Origin of the sequence: Methanoregula sp. (assembly GCF_050010295.1) — an archaeon.
In the GTDB taxonomy this organism is placed as follows: domain Archaea; phylum Halobacteriota; class Methanomicrobia; order Methanomicrobiales; family Methanospirillaceae; genus Methanoregula.
In genome coordinates this window covers 44,510-70,451 of the sequence record NZ_JBEKLH010000010.1, presented here as the reverse complement: position 1 = coordinate 70,451, position 25,942 = coordinate 44,510, and the positions used below count along the sequence as shown (strand labels likewise).

General features: G+C 55.1%; 24 protein-coding genes. 12 read left to right on the top strand and 12 right to left on the bottom strand.

Going from position 1 to position 25,942, the window contains the following annotated elements; translation table 11 throughout:
* Positions 1 to 86: 86 nt before the first annotated feature.
* From ABSB80_RS11830 to ABSB80_RS11815, 4 genes are all read right to left on the bottom strand, one after another.
* Positions 87 to 869 carry a DUF169 domain-containing protein gene (locus tag ABSB80_RS11830; RefSeq protein ID WP_428370830.1) on the bottom strand — a complete coding sequence of 261 codons (783 nt, stop codon included), beginning with the start codon at positions 867 to 869 and terminating at the stop codon, positions 87 to 89.
* A gap of 12 nt (positions 870 to 881) precedes the next feature.
* The gene (locus tag ABSB80_RS11825) at positions 882 to 1,706 is read right to left on the bottom strand and encodes a DUF169 domain-containing protein (protein WP_428370829.1); all 825 of its coding nucleotides are present in this window, start codon (positions 1,704 to 1,706) and stop codon (positions 882 to 884) included.
* Between the two features lie 15 nt (positions 1,707 to 1,721).
* Positions 1,722 to 2,390, bottom strand: coding sequence for a flavodoxin family protein (locus ABSB80_RS11820; protein WP_428370828.1), 669 nt, complete (start codon positions 2,388 to 2,390; stop codon positions 1,722 to 1,724).
* A 230-nt stretch (positions 2,391 to 2,620) separates the two neighbouring features.
* A complete protein-coding gene (locus ABSB80_RS11815) occupies positions 2,621 to 5,536 on the bottom strand; it encodes a PAS domain S-box protein (protein ID WP_428370827.1) in 2,916 nt (971 codons plus the stop codon).
* 526 nt (positions 5,537 to 6,062) lie between these two features.
* Here ABSB80_RS11815 and ABSB80_RS11810 point away from each other — a divergent pair.
* The 3 genes from ABSB80_RS11810 (at position 6,063) to lon (ending at position 9,863) form a co-directional block, all read left to right on the top strand.
* A complete protein-coding gene (locus tag ABSB80_RS11810; protein ID WP_428370826.1) occupies positions 6,063 to 6,860 on the top strand; it encodes an alpha/beta fold hydrolase in 798 nt (265 codons plus the stop codon).
* A gap of 137 nt (positions 6,861 to 6,997) precedes the next feature.
* Positions 6,998 to 7,417, top strand: a complete 420-nt coding sequence (locus ABSB80_RS11805; RefSeq protein WP_428370825.1) for a MarR family winged helix-turn-helix transcriptional regulator — start codon at positions 6,998 to 7,000, stop codon at positions 7,415 to 7,417.
* 55 nt (positions 7,418 to 7,472) lie between these two features.
* Positions 7,473 to 9,863: an endopeptidase La gene (lon, locus tag ABSB80_RS11800; RefSeq protein WP_428370824.1), complete on the top strand. Its 2,391-nt coding sequence runs from the start codon at positions 7,473 to 7,475 to the stop codon at positions 9,861 to 9,863.
* 605 nt (positions 9,864 to 10,468) lie between these two features.
* On the opposite strand, the gene ABSB80_RS11795 is transcribed toward lon, so the two are convergent.
* Entirely contained in the window at positions 10,469 to 11,035 is a 567-nt protein-coding gene (locus ABSB80_RS11795; RefSeq protein ID WP_428370823.1) for a hypothetical protein, read from the bottom strand.
* A 536-nt stretch (positions 11,036 to 11,571) separates the two neighbouring features.
* Complete coding sequence (locus tag ABSB80_RS11790) at positions 11,572 to 11,760, bottom strand: hypothetical protein (RefSeq protein WP_428370822.1); 189 nt, start codon at positions 11,758 to 11,760, stop codon at positions 11,572 to 11,574.
* Between the two features lie 569 nt (positions 11,761 to 12,329).
* On the opposite strand from ABSB80_RS11790, the gene ABSB80_RS11785 reads away from it, so the two are divergent.
* From ABSB80_RS11785 to ABSB80_RS11775, 3 genes are all read left to right on the top strand, one after another.
* Positions 12,330 to 12,674: an STAS domain-containing protein gene (locus ABSB80_RS11785; protein WP_428370821.1), complete on the top strand. Its 345-nt coding sequence runs from the start codon at positions 12,330 to 12,332 to the stop codon at positions 12,672 to 12,674.
* 497 nt (positions 12,675 to 13,171) lie between these two features.
* The gene (locus tag ABSB80_RS11780) at positions 13,172 to 13,471 is read left to right on the top strand and encodes a hypothetical protein (RefSeq protein ID WP_428370820.1); all 300 of its coding nucleotides are present in this window, start codon (positions 13,172 to 13,174) and stop codon (positions 13,469 to 13,471) included.
* Positions 13,446 to 13,694: a hypothetical protein gene (locus tag ABSB80_RS11775; protein ID WP_428370819.1), complete on the top strand. Its 249-nt coding sequence runs from the start codon at positions 13,446 to 13,448 to the stop codon at positions 13,692 to 13,694. Before ABSB80_RS11780 ends, ABSB80_RS11775 begins: the two co-directional genes overlap by 26 nt.
* Before the next feature lie 714 nt (positions 13,695 to 14,408).
* Here the strand turns inward: ABSB80_RS11775 and ABSB80_RS11770 are convergent.
* Positions 14,409 to 14,741, bottom strand: a complete 333-nt coding sequence (locus ABSB80_RS11770) for a hypothetical protein (protein WP_428370818.1) — start codon at positions 14,739 to 14,741, stop codon at positions 14,409 to 14,411.
* 184 nt (positions 14,742 to 14,925) lie between these two features.
* On the opposite strand from ABSB80_RS11770, the gene ABSB80_RS11765 reads away from it, so the two are divergent.
* Positions 14,926 to 15,087, top strand: coding sequence for a hypothetical protein (locus ABSB80_RS11765; protein WP_428370817.1), 162 nt, complete (start codon positions 14,926 to 14,928; stop codon positions 15,085 to 15,087).
* Between the two features lie 280 nt (positions 15,088 to 15,367).
* Here ABSB80_RS11765 and ABSB80_RS11760 read toward each other — a convergent pair whose 3' ends face one another.
* A complete protein-coding gene (locus tag ABSB80_RS11760) occupies positions 15,368 to 15,679 on the bottom strand; it encodes a hypothetical protein (protein ID WP_428370816.1) in 312 nt (103 codons plus the stop codon).
* A gap of 350 nt (positions 15,680 to 16,029) precedes the next feature.
* Here ABSB80_RS11760 and ABSB80_RS11755 point away from each other — a divergent pair, with 350 nt between their 5' ends.
* Together ABSB80_RS11755 and ABSB80_RS11750 are read left to right on the top strand one after the other, a co-directional pair.
* Positions 16,030 to 17,565 (top strand): anti-sigma factor antagonist, encoded by a 1,536-nt coding sequence (locus ABSB80_RS11755; RefSeq protein WP_428370815.1) that lies wholly within the window; start codon positions 16,030 to 16,032, stop codon positions 17,563 to 17,565.
* Positions 17,549 to 17,884 (top strand): hypothetical protein, encoded by a 336-nt coding sequence (locus tag ABSB80_RS11750; protein WP_428370814.1) that lies wholly within the window; start codon positions 17,549 to 17,551, stop codon positions 17,882 to 17,884. Before ABSB80_RS11755 ends, ABSB80_RS11750 begins: the two co-directional genes overlap by 17 nt.
* Here the strand turns inward: ABSB80_RS11750 and ABSB80_RS11745 are convergent.
* The gene (locus tag ABSB80_RS11745) at positions 17,864 to 19,549 is read right to left on the bottom strand and encodes a PAS domain S-box protein (protein ID WP_428370847.1); all 1,686 of its coding nucleotides are present in this window, start codon (positions 19,547 to 19,549) and stop codon (positions 17,864 to 17,866) included. The genes ABSB80_RS11750 and ABSB80_RS11745 overlap by 21 nt on opposite strands.
* Before the next feature lie 255 nt (positions 19,550 to 19,804).
* Here ABSB80_RS11745 and ABSB80_RS11740 point away from each other — a divergent pair, with 255 nt between their 5' ends.
* From ABSB80_RS11740 to ABSB80_RS11730, 3 genes are all read left to right on the top strand, one after another.
* On the top strand, positions 19,805 to 20,911 hold the full coding sequence (locus ABSB80_RS11740) for a response regulator (protein WP_428370813.1): 1,107 nt from the start codon (positions 19,805 to 19,807) through the stop codon (positions 20,909 to 20,911).
* 427 nt (positions 20,912 to 21,338) lie between these two features.
* A complete protein-coding gene (locus ABSB80_RS11735; protein WP_428370812.1) occupies positions 21,339 to 22,514 on the top strand; it encodes a PEGA domain-containing protein in 1,176 nt (391 codons plus the stop codon).
* Between the two features lie 389 nt (positions 22,515 to 22,903).
* A complete protein-coding gene (locus ABSB80_RS11730) occupies positions 22,904 to 23,320 on the top strand; it encodes a phosphate-starvation-inducible PsiE family protein (RefSeq protein WP_428370811.1) in 417 nt (138 codons plus the stop codon).
* 345 nt (positions 23,321 to 23,665) lie between these two features.
* Here ABSB80_RS11730 and eif1A read toward each other — a convergent pair whose 3' ends face one another.
* The 3 genes from eif1A to ABSB80_RS11715 form a co-directional block, all read right to left on the bottom strand.
* Complete coding sequence (gene eif1A, locus ABSB80_RS11725) at positions 23,666 to 24,007, bottom strand: translation initiation factor eIF-1A (RefSeq protein WP_428370810.1); 342 nt, start codon at positions 24,005 to 24,007, stop codon at positions 23,666 to 23,668.
* A 175-nt stretch (positions 24,008 to 24,182) separates the two neighbouring features.
* Positions 24,183 to 25,322, bottom strand: a complete 1,140-nt coding sequence (locus tag ABSB80_RS11720) for an ATP-binding protein (RefSeq protein WP_428370809.1) — start codon at positions 25,320 to 25,322, stop codon at positions 24,183 to 24,185.
* A 10-nt stretch (positions 25,323 to 25,332) separates the two neighbouring features.
* Complete coding sequence (locus ABSB80_RS11715) at positions 25,333 to 25,938, bottom strand: chemotaxis protein CheX (protein ID WP_428370808.1); 606 nt, start codon at positions 25,936 to 25,938, stop codon at positions 25,333 to 25,335.
* Positions 25,939 to 25,942: the final 4 nt, after the last annotated feature.

Genomic DNA, 25,942 nt, shown 5'->3' with positions numbered 1-25,942 from the left:
GAGGGCAGGAACCACCCCCTCATCTCCATCGATTTTCAGGAATACCGTTTGTAAGTGGTATTTTCTACGTCACCGTATCCGGTTACCTACCGGTTTAACAACCTCTCGTGATTGGGAAATGCCACCTGGGGCCTCCGGACAATAAATGAGGCGTCCAGGTTGTTTACCATCCGGGCAGCCATCTCTGCGGGAATGCCCAGCGCCATCATCTCCGGGGGAAGGGAATGGTTCTGCGTCGGGTCCTGCGGGCCCATGAATGCAGTGTCCCGCGGCGTGTTGTCAGCAAGGCCTGCCGGGAACGTGATATATGTCGAACAGGAAGATCCCCATGGGACGATGACCGGTGAGAAAGGGTCGTCCCGGTCAAAGTGGATGAGTGCCGCCATGTTCCGGATCTGCTCGCCCGTGCCGAAGCAGCAGAGGGACCTGACGGCGGGTCCGGCATCCGGCAGCGTCTCGCAGGCCTGCACGACAAGGTATTTTCCCGGGGGACGGATCGGTCCCGCCGCCACCGTGCAGCGTTCGACCAGTTCCGGGCCTGCCTTCAGGTATTCCGCCGCGCCGCCGCGGACATCGTTCCTGCCGGTCGATACAAAATATTTGATATCATCGGGCACCGGAATATACCCCACGTGATAGAGCCCGCCAAGGCAGCAGCCCTCGCTGGTGTCGGCACTTACATAGATCGCTGATACTTCGTTTCCTGTTGCCATCCGGTACAGGACAACGGCAAAACACCGGTTCACCCCGGCCATCGGGGGGATACCCGCCGGCAGGACCTCCGATCCGTACACTGCGAGAGGGCGTGTCGAAAGCTTGAACGCTGCCTTCAGCCGTGCCCCGATCTCCCTGAAATCTGTTTTTGTCATGATCACCACACCTCACTGCTCCGCCGCAAGCCCTTTCCAGATCGGGCCGTCGAACACACCGTCTTTTGCCTCCTCTTCCATCTCCTCGAAGAGCGGGAACGGCACGGCAAACGTGAACATCTTCCCCGGGATGGTCTTGCCCACATTTGCCCGTGCTGCAAGGTCCGTGTACCCGAGCACTGCCCGCGGGTGCTCCTTCTTGGCCTCGTCGTACACGAATGCCCCGATCTGCTGGCAGGCCGCCATGGGCGGGACCCGCACGGGATCGGTGCCCTCGCGGACCGCCCCGACCAGCGTGACGAGGCCGGCGATCTGCAGCGGGTCTGCAACAAACACCACCACGACCGGGCGCTCGCCGGGTTTCACCCTGCTCAGGGGGGTGAAGATCACGTACTTCTCGGCAATATCCGTGATCGGCAGGTCAGCGGTCATGAACCGCTTTGCCTTCTCCGTATTCCGGTGGAGGCGCTCGCCATGCAGGAACTTCGCCCGCTCCCGCTCGGGAATGTGCTGCACGGTCGCGCAGTAGGCCTCCGGGTTCATGCTGCTCTCTGCACCTTTCACAAAGAATGCAGACATGAATTCAAGACCGGCGCCGCCGAAGGCATCGTAGTAGCCGTTGCCAAAACCAAGTCCTGCACGGGCACCGGGGCAGCCGTAGGTCTCCCGGTCGAACACGGCAGTCTTTCCCTTCGTTGCGACCTGCGCAAAGAACGGCATGATGCAGGTCTGCCCGTGCGGTTTTATCTGCAACGCTCCTTCGGGTTTTGTATTACTCCAGAGAATTGCCACGGGTTCGTAGTCAAGCCGGAGTTTTTCTGCGGTTATGCTCTTCATATCCCGTCACCTGGATCATTTCATCCAGCCCATCTCGACATACCAGTCGTATTCGTGGGCGAACCGTTCCTTGTTGTACTTCACGAGCTGGCAGAAGTACTCCCTCTTCTGCCGGTGGACCTCGTCCTGTTCGGGATAGGAAAGTTCACCCCTGATTGAGCGGGCTAGGTTCTTCCCCATATCACGGGCTTCCTTCTCAGCCTTTCCAAGTGCTGCAGGATCCCTGCCGATCGCTACGCCAATGCCTCCAACGACGTTTGCGCCGAGCGTCGTGAGCACCTTGTTCATGTACCCGACAACTTCGGTCTCGCCGCTCCCCCCGGCCGTGCAGACCGAACACCCGAACTTTCCTGTCAGCATCTGGCAGTGGATCGCATCCGCCATACGGTCAAAGAGCGCTTTCATCGGGGCAGGCACGGAATCGATATAGTTGGGAGCACCCAGTACAATCCCTTCGGCATTCATCATCCGGTCAAAGAGATCCGTGAAATCGTCAAGCAGGGTGCACTCCCCGGTTGCATAGCAAGTGCCGCAGGCAGTGCAGTACTCAATGCGTAATGTATAGAGATCCACGAGTTCGGTTTCTGCTCTCTCAGCCTTCGCCCCCGCCAGTACGGCATTCACCAGCCGGAGGGTATTGCTCTCCTTTCCCTTGGGACTTGCGTTCAATCCGATAACTTTCATGTCCGATCATTCCTATTGGATGGGAATCGGAGAAGAACAATAATAAGGTTATTGATCGGGGTCCAGGCACACAGGACGGAAATCCGGAGCCCCGTTCGTCGCTCCCGCCGTTCCTGTGTGCACCCGGCACCGCTCAGCCTTAAGAGATCCTGGATCTGAGGAGCGTCATGATCGCTGCCCGGATACATTCAGGGATCGGGATGATCACAAGGGTATTTCGATAAAAAAAATTATCGGGTGCCGGTAAACCGGTACATCCCCTTCGGCACGGTGATCTCGAACCGGGCACCCTTGCCCGGCTCTCCCGTCTCCCTGATGGTGATGCCGGTGAGGTCGAGGATCTCCCGGACAAAGAAGAGTCCCCTTATGGAAGCACGGATACCCCCATCGCGTGAAAAGATCCGCTCTTTCATCTCCTGCGGGATGCCGGCCCCATCGTCTTCATAGATGATGGCAACCCCGTCCGGGGTCTCCCTGTACCTGACCTGAACAGTGCTGACCAGGCCCCCGTGAGCGATGGTGTTCTCAAAGATGCCCTGGAACGCCTTTTCAAGCAACGGATCGGCAAAAACTTCGAGGTTTTCCGTCTCAATGCTGTGGCGGATTCCGGCAAGAGATACATGGGAGATCCCGAACAACAACGCCAGCTTGACATTCTGCCATTTCGGGGGACTTTCCCCCATATTCTGGTAATCCCGGGTAAATTCCGTAATATCGTTGATCGACCTGATGATCTGTTCAATTTTTTGCAGGTGCCTGAGAATCTTATCCTGCCCGGCCGCCGATTCGATCACAAGTTCAAGGTAACTTTTCAGGATAAAGATCTGGCTGGTCAGGTCCCTCCTTGTAAGATCGTTGAGGATATTGAGTTTTTTGTTCACACGCACGATGGTCCCTTCTGCCTGCTTGCGCTCGGTGATGTCTTCGATCAGGGCGATCGTGTACAGGACCTTGCCGGCATCATCCTTCACCGCCGATGCCGTCAGGGAAGCCCAGAGGAAGGAGCCGTCTTTTTTCACGTACCTCTTTTCTGTCCTGTACATCTCCCTCTCTCCCGAATAGATCTTTCTGACTTCCGCAATATCGGGCACGATATAGTCAGGGTGCGTGATCTCAGGAAAGGATTTGTCCAGCAGTTCAGCCTCACTGTACATCAGCATCTCGCAGAACTGCCGGTTTACCATCCTGAACCTGAAATCGGCTGAAACGATCGCTATGCCGAGGGGACTGTCCTCAAAAATTCTCCGGAAGCGTTCCCTGCTCTCCCGGCTCTGTTCTTCATCCCGCCTGCGTTCGGTGATGTCCAGCAGGACCCCGCTGAATACGATCTCCGTCCCCCGGACGAACGGCCGGGATATTCCGTAGAACCAGATATTCCCGCCGGAAGGTTTGACAAACCGGCCTTCAAAATTCCACGGGGATTGCAGCCTGACTGCCTCGTTAACAGAGTTGAGGAACGCTTCACGATCACGGGGATCGACCTGCCCGGTAAACCTCCCGAAAAATTCAGCGGCATTGCTGCTGATACCCAGTACTTCCTGCGAACGATCGCTGACATAATACATTCCCATCGTCCCGTCCGGCCGTGCATAGAACTGGTAGACTACCCCGGGAAAGGTACCGGTAATTTCTTCCAGCTGCTGCTGGCGTTTCTGCAGTTCTGCCTGGGCGGTGGTCAGTTCCTGGTACTGACCCCGGAGCTCTTCATCGGATGCGGAGATCTGCTCATTGGCTGCGCGGAGTTCTTCTTCTGCCCTCCTTCTCTTCAGGACCTGCCAGAGACCCTGCATCAGGATGGTGAGTTCCCTGACATCAGTCTCCTCATAATCGGATGGTTTGTTCGCGACCCCGGCAACGATCACGATACGGTCACGATCCATAACCGGAACATTCATGTGCCGGATGATGTGCGGGTGCCCTTCAGGGTAACCTTTTTTCAGGAGATTGGGGGACTGGTAATCGTTCGTGATCACGGGACGGCGCTGCCGGACCGCCTCCCCCCAGAGGCCCGTCTTCTCTACCGGGTAGATGATCGGCTTCTCCCGCATGGAGCATTCCCGCATGGAAGTCTGTGACCATGCGTACATCGTAAGCTCGCTCTCTTCGTCATTGAGAAATGCAAGATATCCCAGCGGGCTTCCGGTAATCGAACCCGCTCCCTCGACTGCATAATCGAGGAGTTCTTTCTCCGGCTGCCGGGCCATCTCGTAGAAACCGAGCATATACTTGAGCCGCGACTCACTTTCGCGGATCCGCCGTTCGCTCACTGCCAGTTCTTCATATTGGCCCCGCAGTTCCTCCTCAGCTGCGGAGATCTGCTCGTTGGCTGCGCGAATTTCTTTTTCGGCATTTTTCAGTTCCGATATATCGCGGATGGACTCGATCGCCCCTACAATTTCACCCTGCCGGTTGTAAAGCGGGCCTGCCTTGCCCATGAGCGTGACTGTCCGCCCTTTCGGGCGGGAAAGCACGGTATCGGCAATGAGCATATCCTTTTCGTGAACGATATGCGCATAATCTTTCGCAATGATCTCATCAGGTTCGAAGATCAGGTCGACAAGGATCTTCCGCCGGATGCCATAGAACGGGATCGCGTACTCGTACTCCCCCTTCCCCAGCATCTCTCCTGCAGCGATGCCGGTCATCTCTTCGATGGCACGATTCCAGGCGATTACCTGTCCTGACCGGTTGATGACAAACGTGCTGTCCGGCAGGAAGTTGATGATATCCGAGAGGCGTTGCTCGGAGTCCCTCAGCACATTGACGGCGTTCTGGCGTTCGACTGCAATTTTTATTTTATTCGAGAGGTCAGCGTACTGTGCTTCAGCTCCGCCGCCTTTCTGGACATAGAAATCCACGCCGCTGTTGATCGCTTCGATGACTATTTCCTCCCTGCCCTTTCCGGTAAACAGGATAAAGGGGAGCGACGTATCGGTTTCACGCACCTTCTTTAACAGGGTGATCCCGTTCATCCCCGGCATCTGGTAATCCGCGACTACTGCGTCATAGTGCCCGGCAGCGATCCGGCCGAGGGCTTCGCTCCCCGAGAGTACGCAGTCGACAGAAAAAAGCCCGGTCTTCTCCAGGAACCGTTTGGTAATATCGAGCAGGGCGGGCTCGTCATCGACATAGAGAACGCGATACATGGGGGGCATAGAGCAATCTGACTGTATAACCCGGGAGAGATATAAATAGTCATGGTCGCGGGTACCACTCCGGCATGCCGCCCGCATTCATTTCCTGCACCGGTTCACCGGGCAGAAACAACGAGAATCGCGGGATGACGGAAACGGGGGCCCGGTTTCCGGCACTGGCGTGCAGCGGATGCCTGAAACCAGAACGGCACGGGATACCCTGGATAGATCCACACCCTGTCCAGACTCCGGTCCTCCGTCCGTTCCGGAATTTTTCAACCACGAAACGCCAGCGCTTTGTGGGAATGCCCGAACCGTAATGCGAAGTCGGGAAGATCGGAGATCTATGACTGCCGGGCTCCGCCCTGATGAACTCTCAGTATTCTTTTAAACGATCCCGTCAAAAGGGTTCATCAGAGATTTCATGATTCCAAAAATCATGGTCATGAATGTGCAGGTTGTGCTTATATGTGCGCTTTTCCTCGCTGGTGCCGGATGCACACATGCATCGCCACAATCCGACATAACCAGGGCTGAAATGAAAACGGTACCCGTTGGTGACATCACCATTGCCTACAAGGAAGTCGGATCCGGCGAACCGCTTGTCCTGATCATGGGCTATTCAGGGACCATGGATCTCTGGGATCCCCGCGTGGTGAACCAGCTCGCAAAACAGTATCGGGTCATCATTTTCGATAACCGGGGAATGGGCCATACGACATCCTCGGACAAAGAATACTCCATCCGGCTTTTTGCTGATGACACCGCTGGTCTCATGGATGCGCTGAAGATCGAAAAAGCGGATGTCATGGGTTTCTCCATGGGTACGAATATCGCACAGGAATTAACGCTCGATTATCCGGAAAAAGTGGATAAACTCATTCTGTATGCCGGAGACCCCGGGGGAAAAGAAGCACTCTCACCCGCGCCGCAGGATCTGGAGTCCATTCAGAACACCACGGGTACCGACAGAGAACGGGGTGAAAGGCTCTTTATGGAGATGTTCCCCCCGGTATGGCTGAAAGAAAACCCTGACCCTTCAAAATACTTCCCGAACGTCACATCGATGAGCCCGGCAGAGAATGTCAGACGCCAGTACACGGCGATGATGACATGGAACGGTTCTTCCTCCCGGCTCCCGGATATGGAGCAGCCGCTCCTGCTGATAACGGGCGACCAGGATCTCCTTACTCCTCCCGGCAACTCTCTTATCATAGCCGGAAAAGTGCCCCAGTCATGGATCGTCAGGATGCGGGGTGGCGGACACGGCGTGATGTACCAGTATCCCGATGCATTTGCCAGCATCGTACTCACGTTCCTTTCGTATGGGACCTGATAAGGGGGGGAATTCTCCTCCACTCCAGCAGGGGGCGTTTCATACCGGCAACCACCCCCCGGGACCGCGTCAGAGCCGGGATACCCGGATCACTACGTTTATAATTAGGCAAAACCTAACTAACAAAGGATCGGAGTATGGTGGTACGTGAGGAGGATCTGTTCGAAGTGATTGAAAACCTACTCAGGATCAGGAACGAATGCTCCTGTACTATCTTCTCTGAATGCGAATTATCGGATATGACGGTGAAGCAGATCGCCTATCTGAAGACCATCGATGAAGAGGGAGAAGTCACCTTCAGCAGGCTTGCTGAGATCACCCGGAACTCAAAACCCACGATCACCGAGATGATCAACCGGTTTGTTCGGATGGAGTGCGTGTACCGGGAACGCTGTCCCGATGACGGGAGGATCCTGTACATCCGCCTGACCGAGAAAGGGCAGAAGATTGCACACGCCGAACAGGCCGCCCTGCGCAGGGTGATTGAACGGATGATGGATTCGCTGGATGAACACGAGATGGGTCTCCTGATCGGGATCCTGCAGAAAGTCAGGTAATTTTTTTGTCCTGAACATTAGTTAGGTAAATTCGAACTAAATGGATGAGGCAACCATGCAAACAGAAAAAACTGATGATACAGAGAAAGAGAAAAAACTTGTCATACCACTCTTTGAGGTCGTCGTCTACCCGGAGAGCCGGACAAAAATTCAGGTCGACCGGGCAACCGGAGAGCTCCTGCTGGCCGCAATGGAGCACGCCGAGGCTGCACATGCAGTCGGCCTCACGGTGAAGAGCGGTACAAGGCCCTCGGAAGTGACCGCCGAGTCGCTCTACAGGACCGGCAACCTGTTCGGGATCTCGCACGTGCAGCCCACCGAAGACGGGTACCTGGTCTGTGCGCAGGTCGTCCAGAGGGTTCTGGCAGTCTCCCTGTCAGAGAAGGACGGGCGGTTCTATGCCGCGTATACGCCGGTCCCGGACGTCTACGATCTCGAAGATGACCTCCAGGCCCGCATCCTCGCGGACATAAAACTCACCATACACGAGATCAGCAGCCGCTTCACGGGTTCCGAACAGTTCACCCGGCCGATCGACCGTATGGACTCTGTCGACCAGATTATGGGGTTCGTCATGCCCTTCCTGCCGGTCCACCTCGCCGAGAAGCAGGCGCTCCTCGAGATCGTCTCGGTCCGGCAACGGAATATCACGTTCCTCGAGCTTCTCATCAGGACACGGGAGAATATCAGCATCCGGATCGAGATGGCAAAGAAAGTCTCCGACAAGGTGAACAAGTCGAACCGGGAAGCGATGCTGCGGGAGCAGCTCAGGGCGATCCAGGAGGAGCTGAACGAGGGTGAAGGAGAGGGCGGTGACGGGGGCTACCGGGAGCGGGTCGAGAAATCAGCGATGCCGGATGACGTGCGGAAGAAGGCGCTGGCAGAGGTGCGGAAACTCGAGAACGGGGGGCCCCACAACCATGAAAGTTCCGTGATCCGGAACTACCTCGACCTCCTGCTCGACCTCCCCTGGGTGACAGAAGAGAAGAAGGTCATCGATATCGGTCAGGCCCGCAGCGTGCTCGAGAGCCACCACAACGGCCTCGAGAAGGTCAAGGAACGGATAATCCAGCATCTCGCGGTCATGAAACTGAAGCAGGAGAAACAGGGCTCGATCCTCCTCTTCGCCGGACCGCCCGGCACGGGCAAGACGAGCCTGGGCAAGAGCATTGCCGAGGCACTCGGGCGCAAGTACGTCAGGGTCAGCCTCGGGGGCGTCAGGGACGAGGCCGAGATCCGGGGGCACCGCAGGACCTACGTCGGGGCCCTGCCAGGGAGGATCATCCAGGGAATACAGAAAGGCGGCACGAAGAACCCCGTCTTCATCCTCGACGAGATCGACAAGCTGGCAATGTCGTACGCGGGGGACCCGGCGAGCGCCCTGCTCGAGGTCCTCGACCCGGAGCAGAACAGCACCTTCTCGGACCACTACCTGGAAGTCCCCTACGATCTCTCGGACGTGCTGTTCATCGCGACCGCAAACTCACTTGCCACGATCCCGGCCCCACTCCTCGACCGGATGGAACTGATCGAGATCTCGGGCTACACGAAGAACGAGAAGTTCGCGATTGCCAAAGACCACCTGATCCCGGAGGTCTTAAAAGAGCACGGCCTCGATGCGGACAAGCTCCGGATTGAGGACGAGGCCCTGAAGGTGATCATCGAAAAATACACCCGGGAGGCAGGCGTCCGCTGGCTCAAGAAACAGCTCGCGAAGACGGCACGGCACGTATCCGAGAAGATCGTCTCGGGGAAGGCCGAGCTCCCGTTCGTGGTGACGACGGGTATGCTCGACGGGATCCTGGGAAAGGAGGTGATCCGGCAGGAAGTGGCGCGGAAGGAGCCGGTCCCCGGGATAATCACCGGTCTCGCGTGGACCCCGGTCGGCGGGGAGATCCTCTTCATCGAAGGGACGTTCATGCCCGGTACCGGCAAGCTCACCCTCACCGGCCAGCTCGGGGACGTGATGAAGGAGTCGGCTACGATATCGCTCTCCCTCATCCGTTCCCGGCTCGCAAACACGCAGAGCGGGTTTAACTTCACCACGAGCGACATCCACATCCACGTACCCTCGGGGGCAACTCCCAAGGACGGCCCATCGGCGGGTGTCACGCTCTTCTCGGCGCTGGCATCCCTGATCACCGGGAAGACCGCAGACCCGCACCTTGCCATGACCGGTGAGATCACCCTGAGCGGTGCGGTACTGCCGGTCGGGGGGATCAAGGAGAAAGTCCTTGCCGCACACCGGGCGGGAATCAGGAAGGTGATCCTGCCAAAAGAGAACGAGCGGGACCTCGAGGACGTGCCCGGGGATGTGCGGGGCGAACTTACGTTCGTGACCGTGGAGAATGTCGAAGAGGTCCTCAAAGAGGCCCTGGGCATCGAGCTGCCCCGGACCGTTCTGACGCACGCCGGGAACAGTTTTGTCCCGGCCGAGAACGCGTGAACTGTATGGATCCTGAGAGTGAGAGGGCCGGCGGCCGGTGTGGATTGGGGGTAAGGGTTCTTACCCCTCATAACACCTCCCGACAGTCAGGTCCGAATGTCGCACCAGCACCATCCCGGCTGTAAACACCCACTCGAACCGCTCAGCTCGCGTTCCAACATAGAACAGATCCGGTAAAAAGTCGGCCCCGACTCATTTCCTTGCGGCCCGACAAACCGGATCCTTGCTAAAGGGAAACACCCGTCACGATGTCGCCGTCAGCGTCTTCCAGGATGCGGTCTCGGTCGCAGAGACTTTTATAACACAATCGCCTCCGTGGTACTGCCTGTTGACCGCCCCTGATACAGCATCGAGAACCACCGCCCGATTCCGGGCGACCCGAACGGTTGGTTGAGAAAGACCCGTCCCTCGCACCGTTGCACAAGCCTGTTGTTCTGAACAGGTCTGTGTTTACCTATGCCATTCGTTGAAATTCCTACACCAGATACACCTTTTAAAATCCCCGGATTGAGAATCGGTGGTTGGTAGTGATGTTGATTACATTTGAACGGAGGGAAAATGAGAGAAGTAATGATGATTCTGTTTTTGTCCGGGCGAGAAAAATTTCAGGCCCGGGTCACTTTCACCGGCACCTGATACACGGCGCCGCTGGTACCTGTTTCTTTGCGGTCGTCGATGCAGAGGAAATACCAGCCCATATTCTTAATCTTCAGGGTTGTGCTCTGGGGAGAGGTAATATCGATGAGTTTTACCAGGGGGACGATCCCTGAGTAGGTCCAGGTTTGGTGCACAGAATCCCATGCCGGGGTGATTGTCCCGAGCTTTGCGTGGTCGTTTACGTCAGTCACGAGAAGATTTGGGGTTATCGTGCCGGACCCGGGAGTGGTAACCCAGACGGTGTAATTCTCATCAGGGTAAAGATAATCCGCGCCAAGCGCCTGCGGGATATTGAGGCAGGCATAGTCATTGAAGTGGACGGAAATGGTAGTGTCGATGCCCGACGGTGCTGCCGTCCCTGTCATATAGGTGGTGACTGGGGCACCTGACGGGCCGGATGCGGTCGTCTTGGTTGCCGTGGCAGACGGGGAGGAGGATGTCGAGGTACAGCCGGCAGCACTTGCAAGCAGGACAACCAGCACGGCAACAATCAGGAAAGCAGAGAGCGATTTCATACAAAGCATGGTATATAAAATAATATAATTGTAACTCTATAGAACAGCAACAAACCCCACTTAGGTTTTTATCTTAGTACATTGTTGAGGAAATCTACAGAGCAAATCTAATCCTTTTGCATCTGCCCACAGTCCGGGCACATCCAGAAGAGATTGCTTAATCATACCTCATTTTTCACATCAAGTTTACCCGGTTATGACATCTCGTGCACTGAACCTTGACCGGCTTCCTTGATCGTTCGAGACTGACGAGGTGTGATCCCATATTCCCATATACGTCCATTCGTACTTACAGCGATGACAAGATACCAGACAGGAGGTGTAAAGGCAATCCATCGGCAGTATTCGTTTGAATGAGTAGATGAAAATGAGCTGAAAGCGGAGTGAAAGTGGACGCACGTATGATCGCAATTAGTTTTGAATAATCAAATGTCAGGCCGGAACATACATCTTTAATTTCTGGGTTCCGATGCGTTGTCGTGACTTTTAACAAATGCACCAGCACTGGTGCGTGGCGCGGATTCGCTAAAAAAAGATTACTTGGCTGGGGTTTTTGTTTCACATTTCATTGCCATTGCCATCTTAATTGCCAGGATAATCATCAAGATACCAGCAATTATGAGACTGATACCGGTTGCATAGAGCGTACCGAGACTCGTATACCCACCAGCTACCAGAGCAAGTCCGATTAAAACCAATAATAAGGCCGCTATTACTTTACTCATTTTCATACCTCCAAATGGATCTGTGGCAGCTCGGAACTTTTACTGGGTAGGAAGTTCAAAGGACAAGCTACCGGATAGCCTTATGGATAGTCCTGTTGATAAAGATATGTTCAAGTGTTTGAATTTGAAACGGTAACGATTTTTGCAGAAACCCCTGGTACGAAAAAACCAGAAAGAGAACGGAAAAGAAAAAATCGTTACAATACCAGTCAATCGGGCACCGTCATGCCACATGCCGGGCAGTCCTGCCATGGGGATCATTTTCCGTGCCTGCTTTTCTTCCCAGACTGAGAGATTCCCGTGGAGCACTTGAATTTTGATATCATTGACTTGGAATCGCTATTTCCGGGTTTTGAGGAATTCTCCACAGCCTTTATATGATATCTTATTCAAGTCTGGTACACGACAGAGCAGATCCGGGCTGAAAAGCGAACGCACGACATCAGGGAGCGATCCTGGGTACCGGAACATCGATGGGAAAAACAAAGAACCGATCGTATTGGTTCCCTCAGGCAGCAGGGTCCGGCCTGGCGATTCGAGATAGATATCCAGAGCAATCGGGGAATACCATGGAGATTTCAACAAATGTTGTAAGTGGTGTGCTGATCCTGGCCATAACCGGCAGGATGGATTCGAATGATGCCCAGAAACTGGAAGTAGCCTGCCATGATTTTCCGGATATGCCGGTTGCTCTCGACATGCTTCACGTTGAGTATATCAATAGCAGCGCGCTCCGGGGGCTGCTCGAATTCAACCGCGGACTCCGGACGCACGGAACCCGCCTCATTCTCGTGGAGAGCACGAACGGGTTTACTGACAGGATCCTGAGGATCACCGGATTTAACCAGGTCTTCCAGCTAGTTCCCTCGGTTCCTGAGGCAGTGCATGCACTATCCGGCGAAGATGGATCCTAATCGGAGAAGATCTCATAGCCGAAAAATACTGGTCCGGTTCAGGAAGATCAACATCAACGTGATCCTCTGTACCTTCAAAAAATGATCCCAATAGGTACGGTAATCTCTTTTCGGGCCGCCTTCATCTGAGCCGCCATATACGGGTAACGATCTTTTCCGAGATCGGAATATATGCGCAGGTGATCCATGTCGAAAAGGACGTTCAACCGCTGCAGCCTGATATTGTTCCGTCATCTGCCTCAATTCCTGTCCGCTCGCTGATTCTCTCGCGATGCTCCCGGGTTCTGAAACCCTGCTGCCTGTTCTTGTCCCGGGTTTGCATCGGGTAGATGGCCACTCATCACCAATCGATCATTAAAAAAATTGCCGGGTCCGGAGGTGACAATAAAAAATAATTCCCGGATCGGTTGGTGACAATTTTAAAATTTGCCCACAATACGCAGCTATATCACCCGAAGAACCAAATGGGGCATCGGCAATAAAAAAAGGAGACAGAAATGGGACATATGCGGACAGATTCGACGAGGAGGTACCAGTGCGCCCACCTTATCTGTTCCTATCTGCTCCGGAAGAAAATTACCCGGGCTGCGGTAACGTCACGCGACATTGCCCTGTTCCACCATCTGTCAAGAAAATCCTCCCAGTCGATCAGCGCCATGCTGAATTTTCTCTATACCAACCGCATCCGCGAACCCCGTTTCGGGTTCTATATCATGGGAACATCTCCTTTCAGGAAATGCGATTATCCCCACCGCTACACGATAGAACTTATTGATGAGGCCCGGGGTCTGCTCTGATGTTCCCCGCGACCGGCCCGGCGGACAGCGGCAGGCGTATTCCCTGCAGGGCCCTGTCATGACCGTGACCTGGCTGGAATGGCTGCTGGAAAGAGGCGAACGGAATTCGCGCAGCTATGATTTCATGGAAGCGCGCCCGGTCTGGACGAAGTGGTGGTTCCGGGCCTGTGCAGCACTCGCGGGTATATGCCTTGTCTGGTTCTTCTGGCCGGGTATAGCGTAAGATCGTAGGAAAGACGGGCTCTGGAGAAATCCTATTTTATCGTGTGATTCGTGTATATTCTTCAACGGTTTGAGAGTGACCCCCTCTCTCAGATCGAAGAACTCTGACGAGTTCTTCTTATCTTCGAGGTCCTGATGAACCTCTTCGGAAATCGGAGAGGTTTCTCAAAACCTCGAAGAGGAGAAGGGAGGCGTGAGCCGACCTTCGACCTTATCGAAGAACCTACCGGGTTCTTCTCCAGCCTGTTCTTCCATCCGGGAACAGCGATCTCCCCCAAGTGCGTCGATGATAAAAGCCGATAATTTCCTATGAAAATCGTATTATTCAGATATCACGGGAGGTTGTCCCTATTTTACCATTGCGATGAACGCCGCCGCAGTCGAAGATTGATATCTTCTCCACAGCCCTCCGGGCTGTCCCCGTAGAGGCCCTGAGGCGGGGAGTTCTCGTAACTGAACGATTTTCACGGTTCCGGGGTGAACCCGATTGGTTCATGCCTGTTTCTGCAGAACCAAGAGATGATAGAATCTTGTGAACATTGACAGAATAACGACCAGTCCCGCATCAGGCCCCGGCCCGGAGGATAATTCACGATCCCCGGGACGCCCCTGCAGAAACAGCCCTCACGGGCAGATACTTATCGGATCTCCTTTCCTTTGAAAGGAGGGTTCCGTCCGGAACCTGCCAGTCTTTCCTGAAAAACGGATACTGTCTTTAACCCTTCCGGGCACTCTCTTCGATATCCACAATCCAGCTGGCAACGGCCCTGAGCACAGTCATGGTCCTCTCAGTCCTGTGGAGGTTCCCGCTCTGGGTAAAAACCCCGTCATTGTCCTGCGAGATCATCTCGCTTATCACCCAGACCCCGAATGGATCGGTGGTCACTGAGAGACCATAGGAAAAGCCCGGGCAATCGATGAACAATTCACCGGATTCATAATCAATGTCAATTTTCAGATCGCGATCTTCTTTCCTCACCAAATCCCTGAGAAACACCGAGAGATCGTGTGTTGTCAGGATCGTTTCAACATCTTCTGGTCGTAACATTGGTAACCCTTTCTCTTACTTCCGCAACGGTGTTGTCGGATACTCCTTTTTTGCACATTGAAAACCGGGAAAAATTTCATCCTGCAGCCCTGTAGAATGCGGGCCATGGCAGGAGATCCCGGCATCAGGATTTCCCGGTCCTGGTCACCTTTTTGGAGGGCTTGATGGGCCCCGGGGGATTGGTATGGGCCGGCAACTCATCGCCATGGGGATGGGAATGTGCGTTATGCCGGGGCTGGAGGGCCGGTTTGGCCTGCGGGTGATGCGCCGGGTGGGGATGCGGGTGATCCATGGGGTGGTGCCGGTCCTCTTCCTCGTGACGCTCCTTGTCCTGGCTGGGATTTGACCCGAGATGGGACTGCGGCTCGCGGGGATCCGGTCTGGGTACATGTCGCGGTGACATAGTCTATACTCCCGCTGCCTGTAGATAAATCAATGCTTATCACCAGAAGAAGAGGGTTAATCCGGCACGGACGGGGCTGCCGGGTACGAACAGGCATCATGGGAAGAGCTGAAATATCAGGCCTTGGATCACGAGTACGGACCCCCCTTACAACCCACGGGGGGAAGTCGTACACCGGAAATAATGAAACCGGGGAATGCATCCCCACGGCATCACCGGGAATTTATCGCGGTGCCTTACCTCCGGCATAGGGGGGGAGCGGGGAGTATCCCGGTCTCTGGTTCAGGTGAGGGGTTACTACGGTAAACCGTTTCCTGCACTGCATACACGGTGCAATCCGGGATTCCTTGAAATGATCCCGCGGGGTTTTGTTGATGATAACATTCTCGGCAGCGCACAGCGGGCAGGAGAACCGGATCACATACCCGCTCCTCGTACCCGGAATTTCAGGTTTTTCGAAATGTAATGTCATTGACGTATCGTTCTCGTTTTTCACACGGTGCCGCTCTTTTCGGGCATCAGGTACTCTCCACACGAAGGGTTTTGCAGAAGAGAGGAACAAAAATGTCCTTCATCCGGCTAACACTGATGCCAGAACCGCATATGATCTCATCAGTATACGCGCTCATGGCGTAAAGAATGATGGGAACGACCTGTGGTTTCCCGCAGGAAAAAGGGGTACGACTGTTGCAACCGAATCTCGTTGCACTACCGGCAACTGCCGTCCAGTGAATTATCCGGTCGGGGGGCAAGGGCCGGGATGTCCGGGGTATCGCCGTGACTGCCCTTGGAAAGGTCGGTGATCCGAGGGATCAGTACGGGTACCGTTCCGTTCCCGATCTTTTTCCTAACGATTATGTAGTACCTCAAATGAATTAACCGGTAATGCCCGCGGTCCTGGAGATCTACCAGAAAAAAGCAGACACTGCTGACGTCGTGTATCTGTCGGGGAGGCTGGACTCCAACACGTCCGCCGAGCTGGATGCTGTGCTGAGGCAGCTCGTTGACTCCGGCAGCCTCCAGATTGTACTCAACCTCGCGGGTGTACAGTATATCAGCAGTTCGGGTCTCCGCGTGATGCTTGTCTGCCTGCGGAAGATGAAAAAAAAGCAGGGGACGCTGAAGATAGCCTGCCTGAATCCCCGGGTCCAGGAGATCCTCTTCCTCGCGGGTTTCAACCGGATCTTCATCTTCTACGAGACCGAGGAAGCGGCGCTCAGGAGCTTCTCGTACGTGGATCTCAACGAGCAGGAGAAACGGGTGCTTGATACCATTGGCTCGACCCTGGATATCGAGGAGGACCGGAGACGCACAGAAGAGAGCCTGATCCAGTCCGAAACCATGTACCGTGCTATCTTCGAGAGCTCGGGCACCGCCATGGCTATCGTGGATGACGACCTGACCATCTTCCTTGTCAACTCCGAATTTGAGAAACTGGTAGGCTACCCCAGAGAAGAACTCTGCGAGGTGTTCACCCTGTTACCATTCATTGTCAGGGACGATCTCGGGATGGTGATGGAGTTCCACGATCTGGTCCGGAAGAACGCGGGTACCCTGCCCCGGCATTACGAGTTCCGGCTCAAGGACCGCGGGGGCAGTATAAGGAATATCTACGTGATCCTGGACATGATCCCCGGAACGCCGCGGAGGATCTATTCCCTGCTCGATATCACCGAGCTGCGCAAGATTGAAGAGGACCTCCGGCACGAGCTGACCCGGAAACGGGAATTTTTTATCCTCACCGCCCACGAACTGCGCACCCCCCTTCAGCCGGTCATGGGGTACCTGCACATGATCCTCGACGATCCGGATGCGTACGGCCTGAATGCTGAAGCCAGATCTCTCCTGAAAACGTGTTCGGAAAATGCCGATAAGATGCGTGAGATGATCGGGCATATCATCAAACTGAGTGACATGGGGTACGGCCCGGAACAGATGCTGCCCCGGTTCAAACCCCAGTACCGCCAGACCTCGCCAAAGGACATCCTCAACGCATATACATCCGTGCTCAAATGCTCCAGCGATATCGCGATTGACGTCGAGATTCCCGAAGATCTGAAGATAGTCACGGACAGCGAATATTTTTACCTGATCGTCCAGAGCCTGGTCTTCAGCGTGATCCGCTATTCCGCGGGACCTGCACGCATCGAGATCACCCAGCACGATAATGAAAAATATCACCATTTCACCATCAGAAACAGGAGCGCTGTCATCCCGCAGGAGGTCATACCGGATCTCTTCAAGCCCTTCTTTGTCACGGATGAGTCCAAGCTCCTGGAAAAGTTCGGGTTCGTCGGGATCAGCCTGCCGGTTGCAAAAAAGATGGCAGAACTGCTCAACGGGGATATCACGGTCACAAGCGAACCGGGTGCCGGCACTGCTTTCACCCTTTCATTGCCCCGGTATGAGAAAGCAGACTAACGCGCTTTACAAAGAATGGCGGCGGCCATTTTCCCGACGTCTGTTCACCCTCATACCCGGGGGTTATGGACCGGGCCACTTTTGGATCCGGGAAGAACGGGAGATCGGCTACCTGCGGGCTGCAGGGATCGCCCGCGAAGCCATGGAAAAATGGCGTGCCGTCCGCGACCTTGCCGTGGAAAAAGGGATCCTTTCGGCCGATGAGGCGGACTCCCTGTTCGAACTGAAAAAATTGCCGGAAAACGGTACCGGGAGAACGGCGAGGGTACGTAAGGCCCGGAAGCCGTGTACTTCCGGATCAGGCGCCCGTTTTTCCTGAAAACCGGTAGGCGCCTTTCGGCACCGTGATCTCGAAACGGGCCCCTATGCCGGGCACGCCGTTCTCGGTGATCGTTATGCCGGTAATGGACAGGATCTCCCGGGAGAGGAAGAGGCCGAGACCGGTGTTCTTTCCGAACCCCTTGGTAAAGAGGCGGTCCTTGTCGGCATCGGGGATCCCCATGCCGTCGTCGTCGAAGGATATGACAAGCCCGCCATCGTTTTCCCGCGATGTGATCCGGAGGGTTGTCAGCCGCTCCCCGCCATATCGCAGGGCATTGTCGATCAGGTTATAAAATACCTTTTCCAGGAGAGAATCCCCGAACACTTCGAGCCCGTCCTGCCTGATGTCGAGGCGTACGCCGCCCATCGGGAGCGCTGCCACGGCAGTATTGACAATCCCGCAGATCTCCTGCCAGACCGGGGACGTCACCCCGAGGTTTTCGTAATCGGCGGTGAATTCGATCTGGGAACGGATCTTCTCCGCGATCCGGAACTCATGGCCGATGCGGGCGAGCTCGACCGGATCGGTCACGGACTCCTTCGACAACTCGATGTAGGCCTGGAGCGCGGTGATCTGGTTGCGGATATCGTGGCGGGTGATGCTCGAGAGCAGGTTGAGCTTCCGGTTGGAGAGGAGCAGCGCGTCCTGGGTCCGTTTCCTCTCGGTGATATCGCGGACAATGGAGATTACCCGCTTCTTACCCTGGTGAAGGATGGTGTGGGAATTGATCTCTACCGGTACGGTGGTTCCGTCTTTCCTCCGGTGCTCGGTCTCGAATGTGGCATGTCCCTGGCTGAGTTCGCGGACTATCTCCGGAAGCGGACGGTTGTGGTAGCCGGTGGTAATATCGAGCGGGCTCATATTGAGCATCTCGTCGCGGGTATACCCGACCATCCTGCAGGAAACATCGTTCACGTCGATAAACTGCCCGGGACTCCCGTCCTCCAGGACATCGTGGAACTGGATGCCGTCATTTGCAGCATCGAAAATCCCGCGGAATTTTATCTCGCTCTCCCGGAGTGCCTCCTCTGCAGACCTGCATTCGGCAATGTCCCGCACAATGGACATGACGACGGTCTGCCCGTCGAGTTCGATCAACCGGTTGCTCACCTCCACCGGGATCCTCCGGCGGTCCCTGGTCAGGTGCTCGGTGCGGAAGATGACGTTCTTTTCCCTGAAGAGTTTTTCCTTGATGGCGGACACATTCTCCTGCTGTTCGGGAACATCGATATCCGGAACACTTGACCGGAGCAGCTCTTCATGGGTATACCCCAGCATGCGGCACGCCTGGTCGTTGACTTCGATGAACCGCCCGGGCCCGGCGGGGGAGATCTCATGGATGAGTACTGCGTCATTGGCATGATTGAACATCTCCCGGAACTTGATCTCGTTCTGCCGTAACTCGCGCTCAAGAGCCGTGCGTTTTTCCATCTCGGCAAGAGACCGTTCGTACTGCTTGTGGAATGAGCTGAGGGGAAAGAAGGCGATGATGACGGCCACAACGCTCGTAAATACAATCGTCAGGAGATTGGACCACCAGTCCGGGACGGTTGGAATAACAAACGGGCTGACGGATTCATACACCGACATGGTGGCAAATGTGGCGATAAAAACAACAAAGAGCCTCTGGCCAGGCGGCGTAATTTCGATCGGATCCCTCATCAAAGAAGTCATTAGGGTACCGTCAGGTATAAACACACCTGCTCATATCTCACGGCGAACCTTGCCCGGGGATCCTGGTCAGATCTGTTCCTGAGCCGGGCCGCAATATAATAGGATTAAATAATTTGGGTGTGTATAGCAAGCCAGAATTAAGCTGTCCGGATAGAATTAAAATCCGTCGGCCTGATGGGTTCAGACAGCACCCGGTTCCCGACCGGACAGCCGCTCCCGTAACCGGGTCAGGAGAAGACCGCCATGATAAAGATCCTTCTCGTTGATGATCAGCCGGATCTGCTCGAGATCGCCCGCCTTTTTCTTGAAAAAGATGGAGACCTTCTTGTCGATACCGCGGCATCCGCCGAGGAAGCCCTTGTCCTGCTCAAGGAACGGAAGTACGATGCGGTCGTCTCCGATTACCAGATGCGTGGCATGGACGGGATAGAGTTCCTTACAGAGTTCATGAAACGCGCGATCGACAAGCCGTTCATCATCTTTACCGGCAAGAGCCGTGAAGAGATCGTCATCAAAGCGCTGAACACCGGGGCCGACTTCTATCTCCAGAAGAGCGGAGACCCGGTCACCCAGTACGCCGAACTCCGCAACATGGTGCATCAGGCCGTGAGGCGCAAGCGCGTGGAGGACGCGCTTATCCGCTCCGAGATCAACCACCGGACCATCGTCGAAGCAATCGACGACTCCATCTACCTGGTGGACAAGAACTGCCGGTATCTTTTCATGAACGCCTACCATCAGCGCCGTCTCGGGATAACGGATGGCAACTACGAAGGGCGCGACTATGCGGACTTCCATACGAAGGCAGAGACGGAGAGGTTTGCGCGATCGGTTAAGGAGAGCATCGAGTCCGGCAGGTCCGTGCAGGACGAGTACAAGCGGGAAGGCCGCTGGTTTATCAGGCGGCTGAGCCCGGTCCGGAACGAGACGCTCGAGCGGGTGTTTGCCGTCACCGTCATATCGGCCGAAGCGACGGGCCGGAAAAAGATAGAAGAAGCGCTGCGGTTCGCGGACGAGAACTACAGCATCCTTGTGGAAGCTACCCAGGATTCCATTTACACGGTCGACCCGGAAGGGCGGTACCTGTTCATGAACACGCACCACAAGCGCCGTATCGCCGTCAACGGGGACACATACAAGATGCGGCACTACAGTGAGTTCCACACCCCCGAGGAGACCCGGATCTTCACCGATCACCTCAGGCAGGTCATCGAAACCCGTGAGGCCTTTGAAGATACGTATACCTGCAACGGCAAATCGTTCCTCCGGAAGCTGTACCCCATATTCGACCCGGAGGGAGAGGCGGTCACCGCAGTTGCCGTGATATCTATCGATACAACCTGCCGGTGAACTCCGGGCCCGTCTCCATTTCCCTGCGGTTCAACCTCCCTGCCCTGCCGTGCCTCATCTTTCACGGGATTCTGCCAGAGGAAGTTTTTCCAGACTTCCCCTGTTCCATCTGTACAGGAGGAAGCAAGTCGAAGAATCCTTGCGGATTCTTCTCCAGCCAATCCTCGCTGAAGCGACGATGCCTCCTTGGAGGGGCCCTGAGGCGGGGAGCTCTCGTACCTGAACGAGTTTCATAGGTCCGGGGTGAACCCGATCGGTTCATCTCTGGTTCTCCAGGCCCTGAAAGAGGCAGATGGAACCATTATACCCGGATACCTCAGGAGAAATTCTATCGGGTCGTATTCTGCCTGCTCTTCACCAAAGAGACCATAACCGGTCCCACCATGCTCCAAAACCCTTATCCCCGTTCTCTCACCACGTTTGCATTATGACAATCCAGCAACATTATATATTTTTTGCGGCACTCGCAGCACTGATCCTCATAAGCCTTATAACAGTACCGGCGGCCGCACTCGCACCGCCCGGCGGCATCCAGGTATACTCCACACCCACGAGCGCTTACGCTTGCGTGGATGGCGGAAACTGCCAGTATACCCCGGCGACTTTCGACGGGCTGACCTCGAACACCTATCACACCGTGACCATCTACCTGAGCGGGTACCAGACATACACGGAGAACGTCCTGGTGACTGCACAGGCGACCGATGTGGTCAATGCCTACCTGCAGCCGGTTCCGGTCACGACGGGCAGCATCCAGCTCTACTCGACCCCCTCCGGCGCCACCGCGTGTGTTGACGGCGGAAACTGCCAGACGACCCCGGCGACCTTCGACAGGCTCTCCGATGGTACCTACCACTCGCTGACCATCTCTTCACCCGGGTACCAGACCGATTACGAGAACGTTATGGTGATCGCGCAGGAGACCACTGTAGTCAATGCAGTCCTCCAGAAGCCCCAGCCTGCGACCGGCAGTCTCCAGGTCTACATCACCCCGGGCGGGGGGACGATCTGCCTTGACAGCGGCCAGTGCCAGGCCGGCGTGGGAACGGCGTCCGGCACGGGAAGTTACCAGTACAGCGGCGTGTCAGCGAATGGCTACCACACGATCACCGCTGCGGAAAACGGTTACCAGCCGTTCACCACCGAGGTCTATGTACAGCCGGACCAGGTCAATGAAGTGAATGCGGTCCTCCAGCCGCTCATCAACCCGACCGGTAACATCCAGGTCTTTGTAACCCCGGGCGGCGGCACGGTCTGCCTTGACGGCGTACAATGCGACGCGAACGTCGGGGTACGGGACAGCATCGGGAGCACGCAGTTTTCCAATGTCCTTGCAAACACCCGGCACACGATCACCGTGATTACTTCCGGTTACCAACCCTATTCCCTGCAGGTCTCCGTGGCTCCCGGCCAGACCGTAGAGGTGAACGCTCTTCTCCAGCCCGCCACACCGGTGGCGACCGTCAACCCGGCAAACGTCCCGACAACGGTCACCCCGACAACCGTCCCGCCGACAACAAAGGCCGGGCTCACCGGGTTTGCCGCCCTGGTGGCAATCGGGATCTGTGGGGCAGCGGTCCTGTCCGGGAATAAGAAACAGTAACTCTCCTTCTTTTTCACCGATCACGCGGCAGCTCCCCGCGGCTCAGCGGAATGGTTGTCAGCAGCCTTTCGATCCGTGTGAATCACGCTGTCAGTCCATTTCAGGCCACGGGCCGGATACGAAAACTCCGTACCTGCAGGAAAAAACCTGGATTACCGCCTCTTTCCGGCAACAGGAACAATGAATGCAGGTAATGAATGCAGGTCCAAAAGCAGAGAGATTGCAGGAAGGGGCGAAAGGGAGGAACGCGGCCGGCATCACAGGAGTCACCGGCTCCGTCGTTGTGGCGTCTCCTGTCTGCGATGGGCCGTTCCAGGGGTCCACAGGAACACTGCATGAGCCGGAGTTTTTTCAGAGCCTATAAATCAATGGTTTGATCAAATGCTACTATGGACCTTACCGATATTCTGAAAAAATACGAGAAGATCGTGTATCTCATCCTCATCGCCCTCTTCGCGATCATCGTCGCATTCTCGATAGGAGAACTCGCGTACATTTTATATGTAGCCCTTTTTGTAAACACCCCGTTTCTTCTTCAGAATCACGAACTGTTGGATATTTTCGGGTATTTCCTTCTGGTCCTGATAGGTGTAGAGCTCCTGGCAACGATATCGGCCTACATCAATGAAAAGGTGATCCATGTCGAGATCGTGATAGAAATTGCGATCATCGCAGTTGCCCGGGGAGTCATCCTGCTGGATGCCGCCACCGCGAACCCGTTGAATATGTTCGGGACCGCCGCGATCATCTTCGTTCTCTGCTCGGGGTATTATCTCCTTAAGAAAGGAGGAATCGGAAATCACTAGATACCCGGCACCAGGGCAACGGAGAGAATGTAGTGTGGAAATCGGCGACCGGGACCGCAGAATGGAAGAGGCTGACGGGGCGATATCGTGCCGGGCGGGCATTTTTGGGTACTCTAATAGTATTCCATCCATACCTTATCACATCTTTCGGTTCATCGCTATTCTGTGTGGGTAACTCCTCTTAAATCAACGTTGAATTGATGGAGGATCAGCCTCCAAACTCGTGGATATGATGGTACTCAGATCCACTCCATGTCAGATTACAGCTTGGTAGTCGAAGACCTGCGGTCTTCTCCTGTCTCGTTCTGATGAACTCGACACATTGAAATTGAAAAAAAATACCGGTTAGAGGTACCGGTTTTTCCGCAGCCAGTCCGTCTGCGGCTTGAGGTACCGGTAAATAATATCGCACTTTTCGTCCTGGAAACTCCAAGGTATGACGAGCACGGTGTCGCCTTCCCGTATCCATGCCCGTTTCTTGATCTTTCCCTTGATCCTCCCCATGCGGGTGACCCCGTCCATGCACTGGACCCGGATATGGTTTGCCCCCAGCATCGTCTCGGCAAGGGCGAACTGCTCTCTGTTCCATTTCTTGGGCAGCCGCACGCGTGCTACGGGAGTACCATCGGGGTTCACTGCATTCAGATCCACAGCTGCTTCATTATTTTTCTTATGAAAACCACTCATTCAACCAACTACGTATGTACTATCGATGATGGCTGACATGTTGAAGCTATGTTAGCAGACAGGTTGGCATAGAACGCAGCCCGGGCGATGACCGGCCCAATCCGGTGATCCCCGGGGGATCTCTCCAGGATAATCCTGATGGTCTCCGTGTCACCGGATGGACATGACGCGGGGATCACTCCATCCGGGTTTTGCACGTGGAAGCGGGAGCGAACCGGTATCCTCCCTTTGGTACCGTAATCTCGAACCTGGCCCCTTTTCCTTCCTCTCCTATCTCTTCTATCGTGATGCCGGTCATGGCAAGGATCTCGCGCGAAACATAGAGCCCGAGCCTTGTCTTTTTCCCATATCCTTTCATGAAGATGGCTTTTTTCCGGTCACCGGGCACACCGTTCCCGTCATCCTCCAGAGAAAGAATCCCGGATTCATGATCGATCCGGAACGAGATCTTCAGCCGGGTGACGGTCTTCCCGTGCTCCTGTGCATTCTCCAGGAGATTGGCAAGGACATGTTCGAAAAGCGGGGCACTGAAGATCTCCAGACCTGCAATCGATGGATCTGCGTCCGTTTTGAAAAACTGTGCGAGCAGAGAGGAATGCATGAGCACCTCCTCCATCGCATACCAGCGGGGCGGCTGCATTCCCAGCTTCTCATATTCCCGCATCAGCTCAATGGATTTTTCAATATTTGCCAGCTGATCCTTGATCCGGGAGGTAGTCGAACTGATCGCAACCTGATTGTCACGAACCTTCTCGATGAGAGAGACAAAACCCATGGATATGGCAAGCTGGTTCTTGATGTCAAGGAGCGTTATATCAGAAAAGAGGCTCAGCTTGGTATTTGCTATCCTGAGAGCTTCCTCTGCTTCCTTCCGGTCTGCGAGTTCCTGCTTGGCTATATCCCGCATCTTCCGGTACGCGGTAACCTGCCTGAAAAGATCCGTGACATCTTCAATAACCAGAATTGCATGTATCTCGTTTTCGAAACAGACAGGTATAACGGATCCTTTCTGAACCCGCTGGGTGCCGTCAGGGAGCGAAGACGGGATGAGGTGGGGGTGAAACTGGGAAGATAAAAAGACCGGCGGCCCCCCATCGAACACCTCGGGAAACCGCGCGATGACCGATGCCTGATTGAGCTCGGGATACTGCTCAATAAGGTTTTTTCCTTCGATATCCTCTTTTTTTATGCCGGTCCATTCCTCAAGGAACCGGTTCCAGAAACGGATCGATAAATCTTTTCGCAGAAGGATGAGCCCGAACGGAAGCTGATCGAACAAGGGGAGACATTCAGCGCTTATTGCCGGACCTCTCATGAAAAATCCTCTAAATGTACGCTCCCTGGATGCTCTCAACAAGATGCTCCAGAGACCCTACCTCGAGCAGCAGAAGAATTTTCCCTTCAATGTTCCTCGATTCTATCAGGAACTGGGTGTGGGCAACGATGACACAATCGTCATCCTCAATCGTATGACGGGTCGCGGTAATCGATGAGAGTTTCCCCTCGTAATATACCGGAAGGGTGAAGGAGAGGTGCTGTGAGAGCACATTTGATATCGAGCCCATGACTGAGTTGATGATGATGTTCCCCACTTCCTTGAGGGTTTCCACCCGGATCGCGTCCATCTCGGCCCCGGGGTCATTCTCACCGGAAAGGAGCGTCACGAGGGCGGCCGCACTCTCGGGAGGGAACAGGATTGCGGTCACTCCGGAAAAATTTCCCTGGAACTCCAGCATGACCGTTGACAGCACTTCCCCGCCAAAGAGACTTGCGTTCGTATCCGCAAGGTCTTTGAACCGGATCACGAAAATTTTCGGAACCCTGAGCCGGATATTGGAATTGGTCATCTGATTCAGGAGGGATGCCGATCGCCCTACGCCGATGTTGATGATTTCCGTTATTGCGTCAAGCGATTCCTTATCGATATCCATCTGA

What these genes read in the sequence shown, in the direction of transcription:
- ABSB80_RS11720 (WP_428370809.1), bottom strand. Translation starts at nt 25,322, where the DNA reads ATGAGAGGTCCGGCAATAAGCGCTGAATGTCTCCCCTTGTTCGATCAG.
- ABSB80_RS11815 (WP_428370827.1), bottom strand. Translation starts at nt 5,536, where the DNA reads ATGTATCGCGTTCTCTATGTCGATGACGAGCCCGCCCTGCTCGATATT.
- ABSB80_RS11755 (WP_428370815.1), top strand. Translation starts at nt 16,030, where the DNA reads ATGCCCGCGGTCCTGGAGATCTACCAGAAAAAAGCAGACACTGCTGAC.
- ABSB80_RS11745 (WP_428370847.1), bottom strand. Translation starts at nt 19,549, where the DNA reads ATGAGGGATCCGATCGAAATTACGCCGCCTGGCCAGAGGCTCTTTGTT.
- lon (WP_428370824.1), top strand. Translation starts at nt 7,473, where the DNA reads ATGCAAACAGAAAAAACTGATGATACAGAGAAAGAGAAAAAACTTGTC.
- ABSB80_RS11805 (WP_428370825.1), top strand. Translation starts at nt 6,998, where the DNA reads ATGGTGGTACGTGAGGAGGATCTGTTCGAAGTGATTGAAAACCTACTC.
- eif1A (WP_428370810.1), bottom strand. Translation starts at nt 24,007, where the DNA reads ATGAGTGGTTTTCATAAGAAAAATAATGAAGCAGCTGTGGATCTGAAT.
- ABSB80_RS11790 (WP_428370822.1), bottom strand. Translation starts at nt 11,760, where the DNA reads ATGAGTAAAGTAATAGCGGCCTTATTATTGGTTTTAATCGGACTTGCT.
- ABSB80_RS11810 (WP_428370826.1), top strand. Translation starts at nt 6,063, where the DNA reads ATGAAAACGGTACCCGTTGGTGACATCACCATTGCCTACAAGGAAGTC.
- ABSB80_RS11730 (WP_428370811.1), top strand. Translation starts at nt 22,904, where the DNA reads ATGGACCTTACCGATATTCTGAAAAAATACGAGAAGATCGTGTATCTC.
- ABSB80_RS11780 (WP_428370820.1), top strand. Translation starts at nt 13,172, where the DNA reads ATGGGACATATGCGGACAGATTCGACGAGGAGGTACCAGTGCGCCCAC.
- ABSB80_RS11715 (WP_428370808.1), bottom strand. Translation starts at nt 25,938, where the DNA reads ATGGATATCGATAAGGAATCGCTTGACGCAATAACGGAAATCATCAAC.
- ABSB80_RS11770 (WP_428370818.1), bottom strand. Translation starts at nt 14,741, where the DNA reads ATGTTACGACCAGAAGATGTTGAAACGATCCTGACAACACACGATCTC.
- ABSB80_RS11825 (WP_428370829.1), bottom strand. Translation starts at nt 1,706, where the DNA reads ATGAAGAGCATAACCGCAGAAAAACTCCGGCTTGACTACGAACCCGTG.
- ABSB80_RS11750 (WP_428370814.1), top strand. Translation starts at nt 17,549, where the DNA reads ATGAGAAAGCAGACTAACGCGCTTTACAAAGAATGGCGGCGGCCATTT.
- ABSB80_RS11795 (WP_428370823.1), bottom strand. Translation starts at nt 11,035, where the DNA reads ATGAAATCGCTCTCTGCTTTCCTGATTGTTGCCGTGCTGGTTGTCCTG.
- ABSB80_RS11740 (WP_428370813.1), top strand. Translation starts at nt 19,805, where the DNA reads ATGATAAAGATCCTTCTCGTTGATGATCAGCCGGATCTGCTCGAGATC.
- ABSB80_RS11830 (WP_428370830.1), bottom strand. Translation starts at nt 869, where the DNA reads ATGACAAAAACAGATTTCAGGGAGATCGGGGCACGGCTGAAGGCAGCG.
- ABSB80_RS11820 (WP_428370828.1), bottom strand. Translation starts at nt 2,390, where the DNA reads ATGAAAGTTATCGGATTGAACGCAAGTCCCAAGGGAAAGGAGAGCAAT.
- ABSB80_RS11735 (WP_428370812.1), top strand. Translation starts at nt 21,339, where the DNA reads ATGACAATCCAGCAACATTATATATTTTTTGCGGCACTCGCAGCACTG.
- ABSB80_RS11785 (WP_428370821.1), top strand. Translation starts at nt 12,330, where the DNA reads ATGGAGATTTCAACAAATGTTGTAAGTGGTGTGCTGATCCTGGCCATA.
- ABSB80_RS11765 (WP_428370817.1), top strand. Translation starts at nt 14,926, where the DNA reads ATGGGCCGGCAACTCATCGCCATGGGGATGGGAATGTGCGTTATGCCG.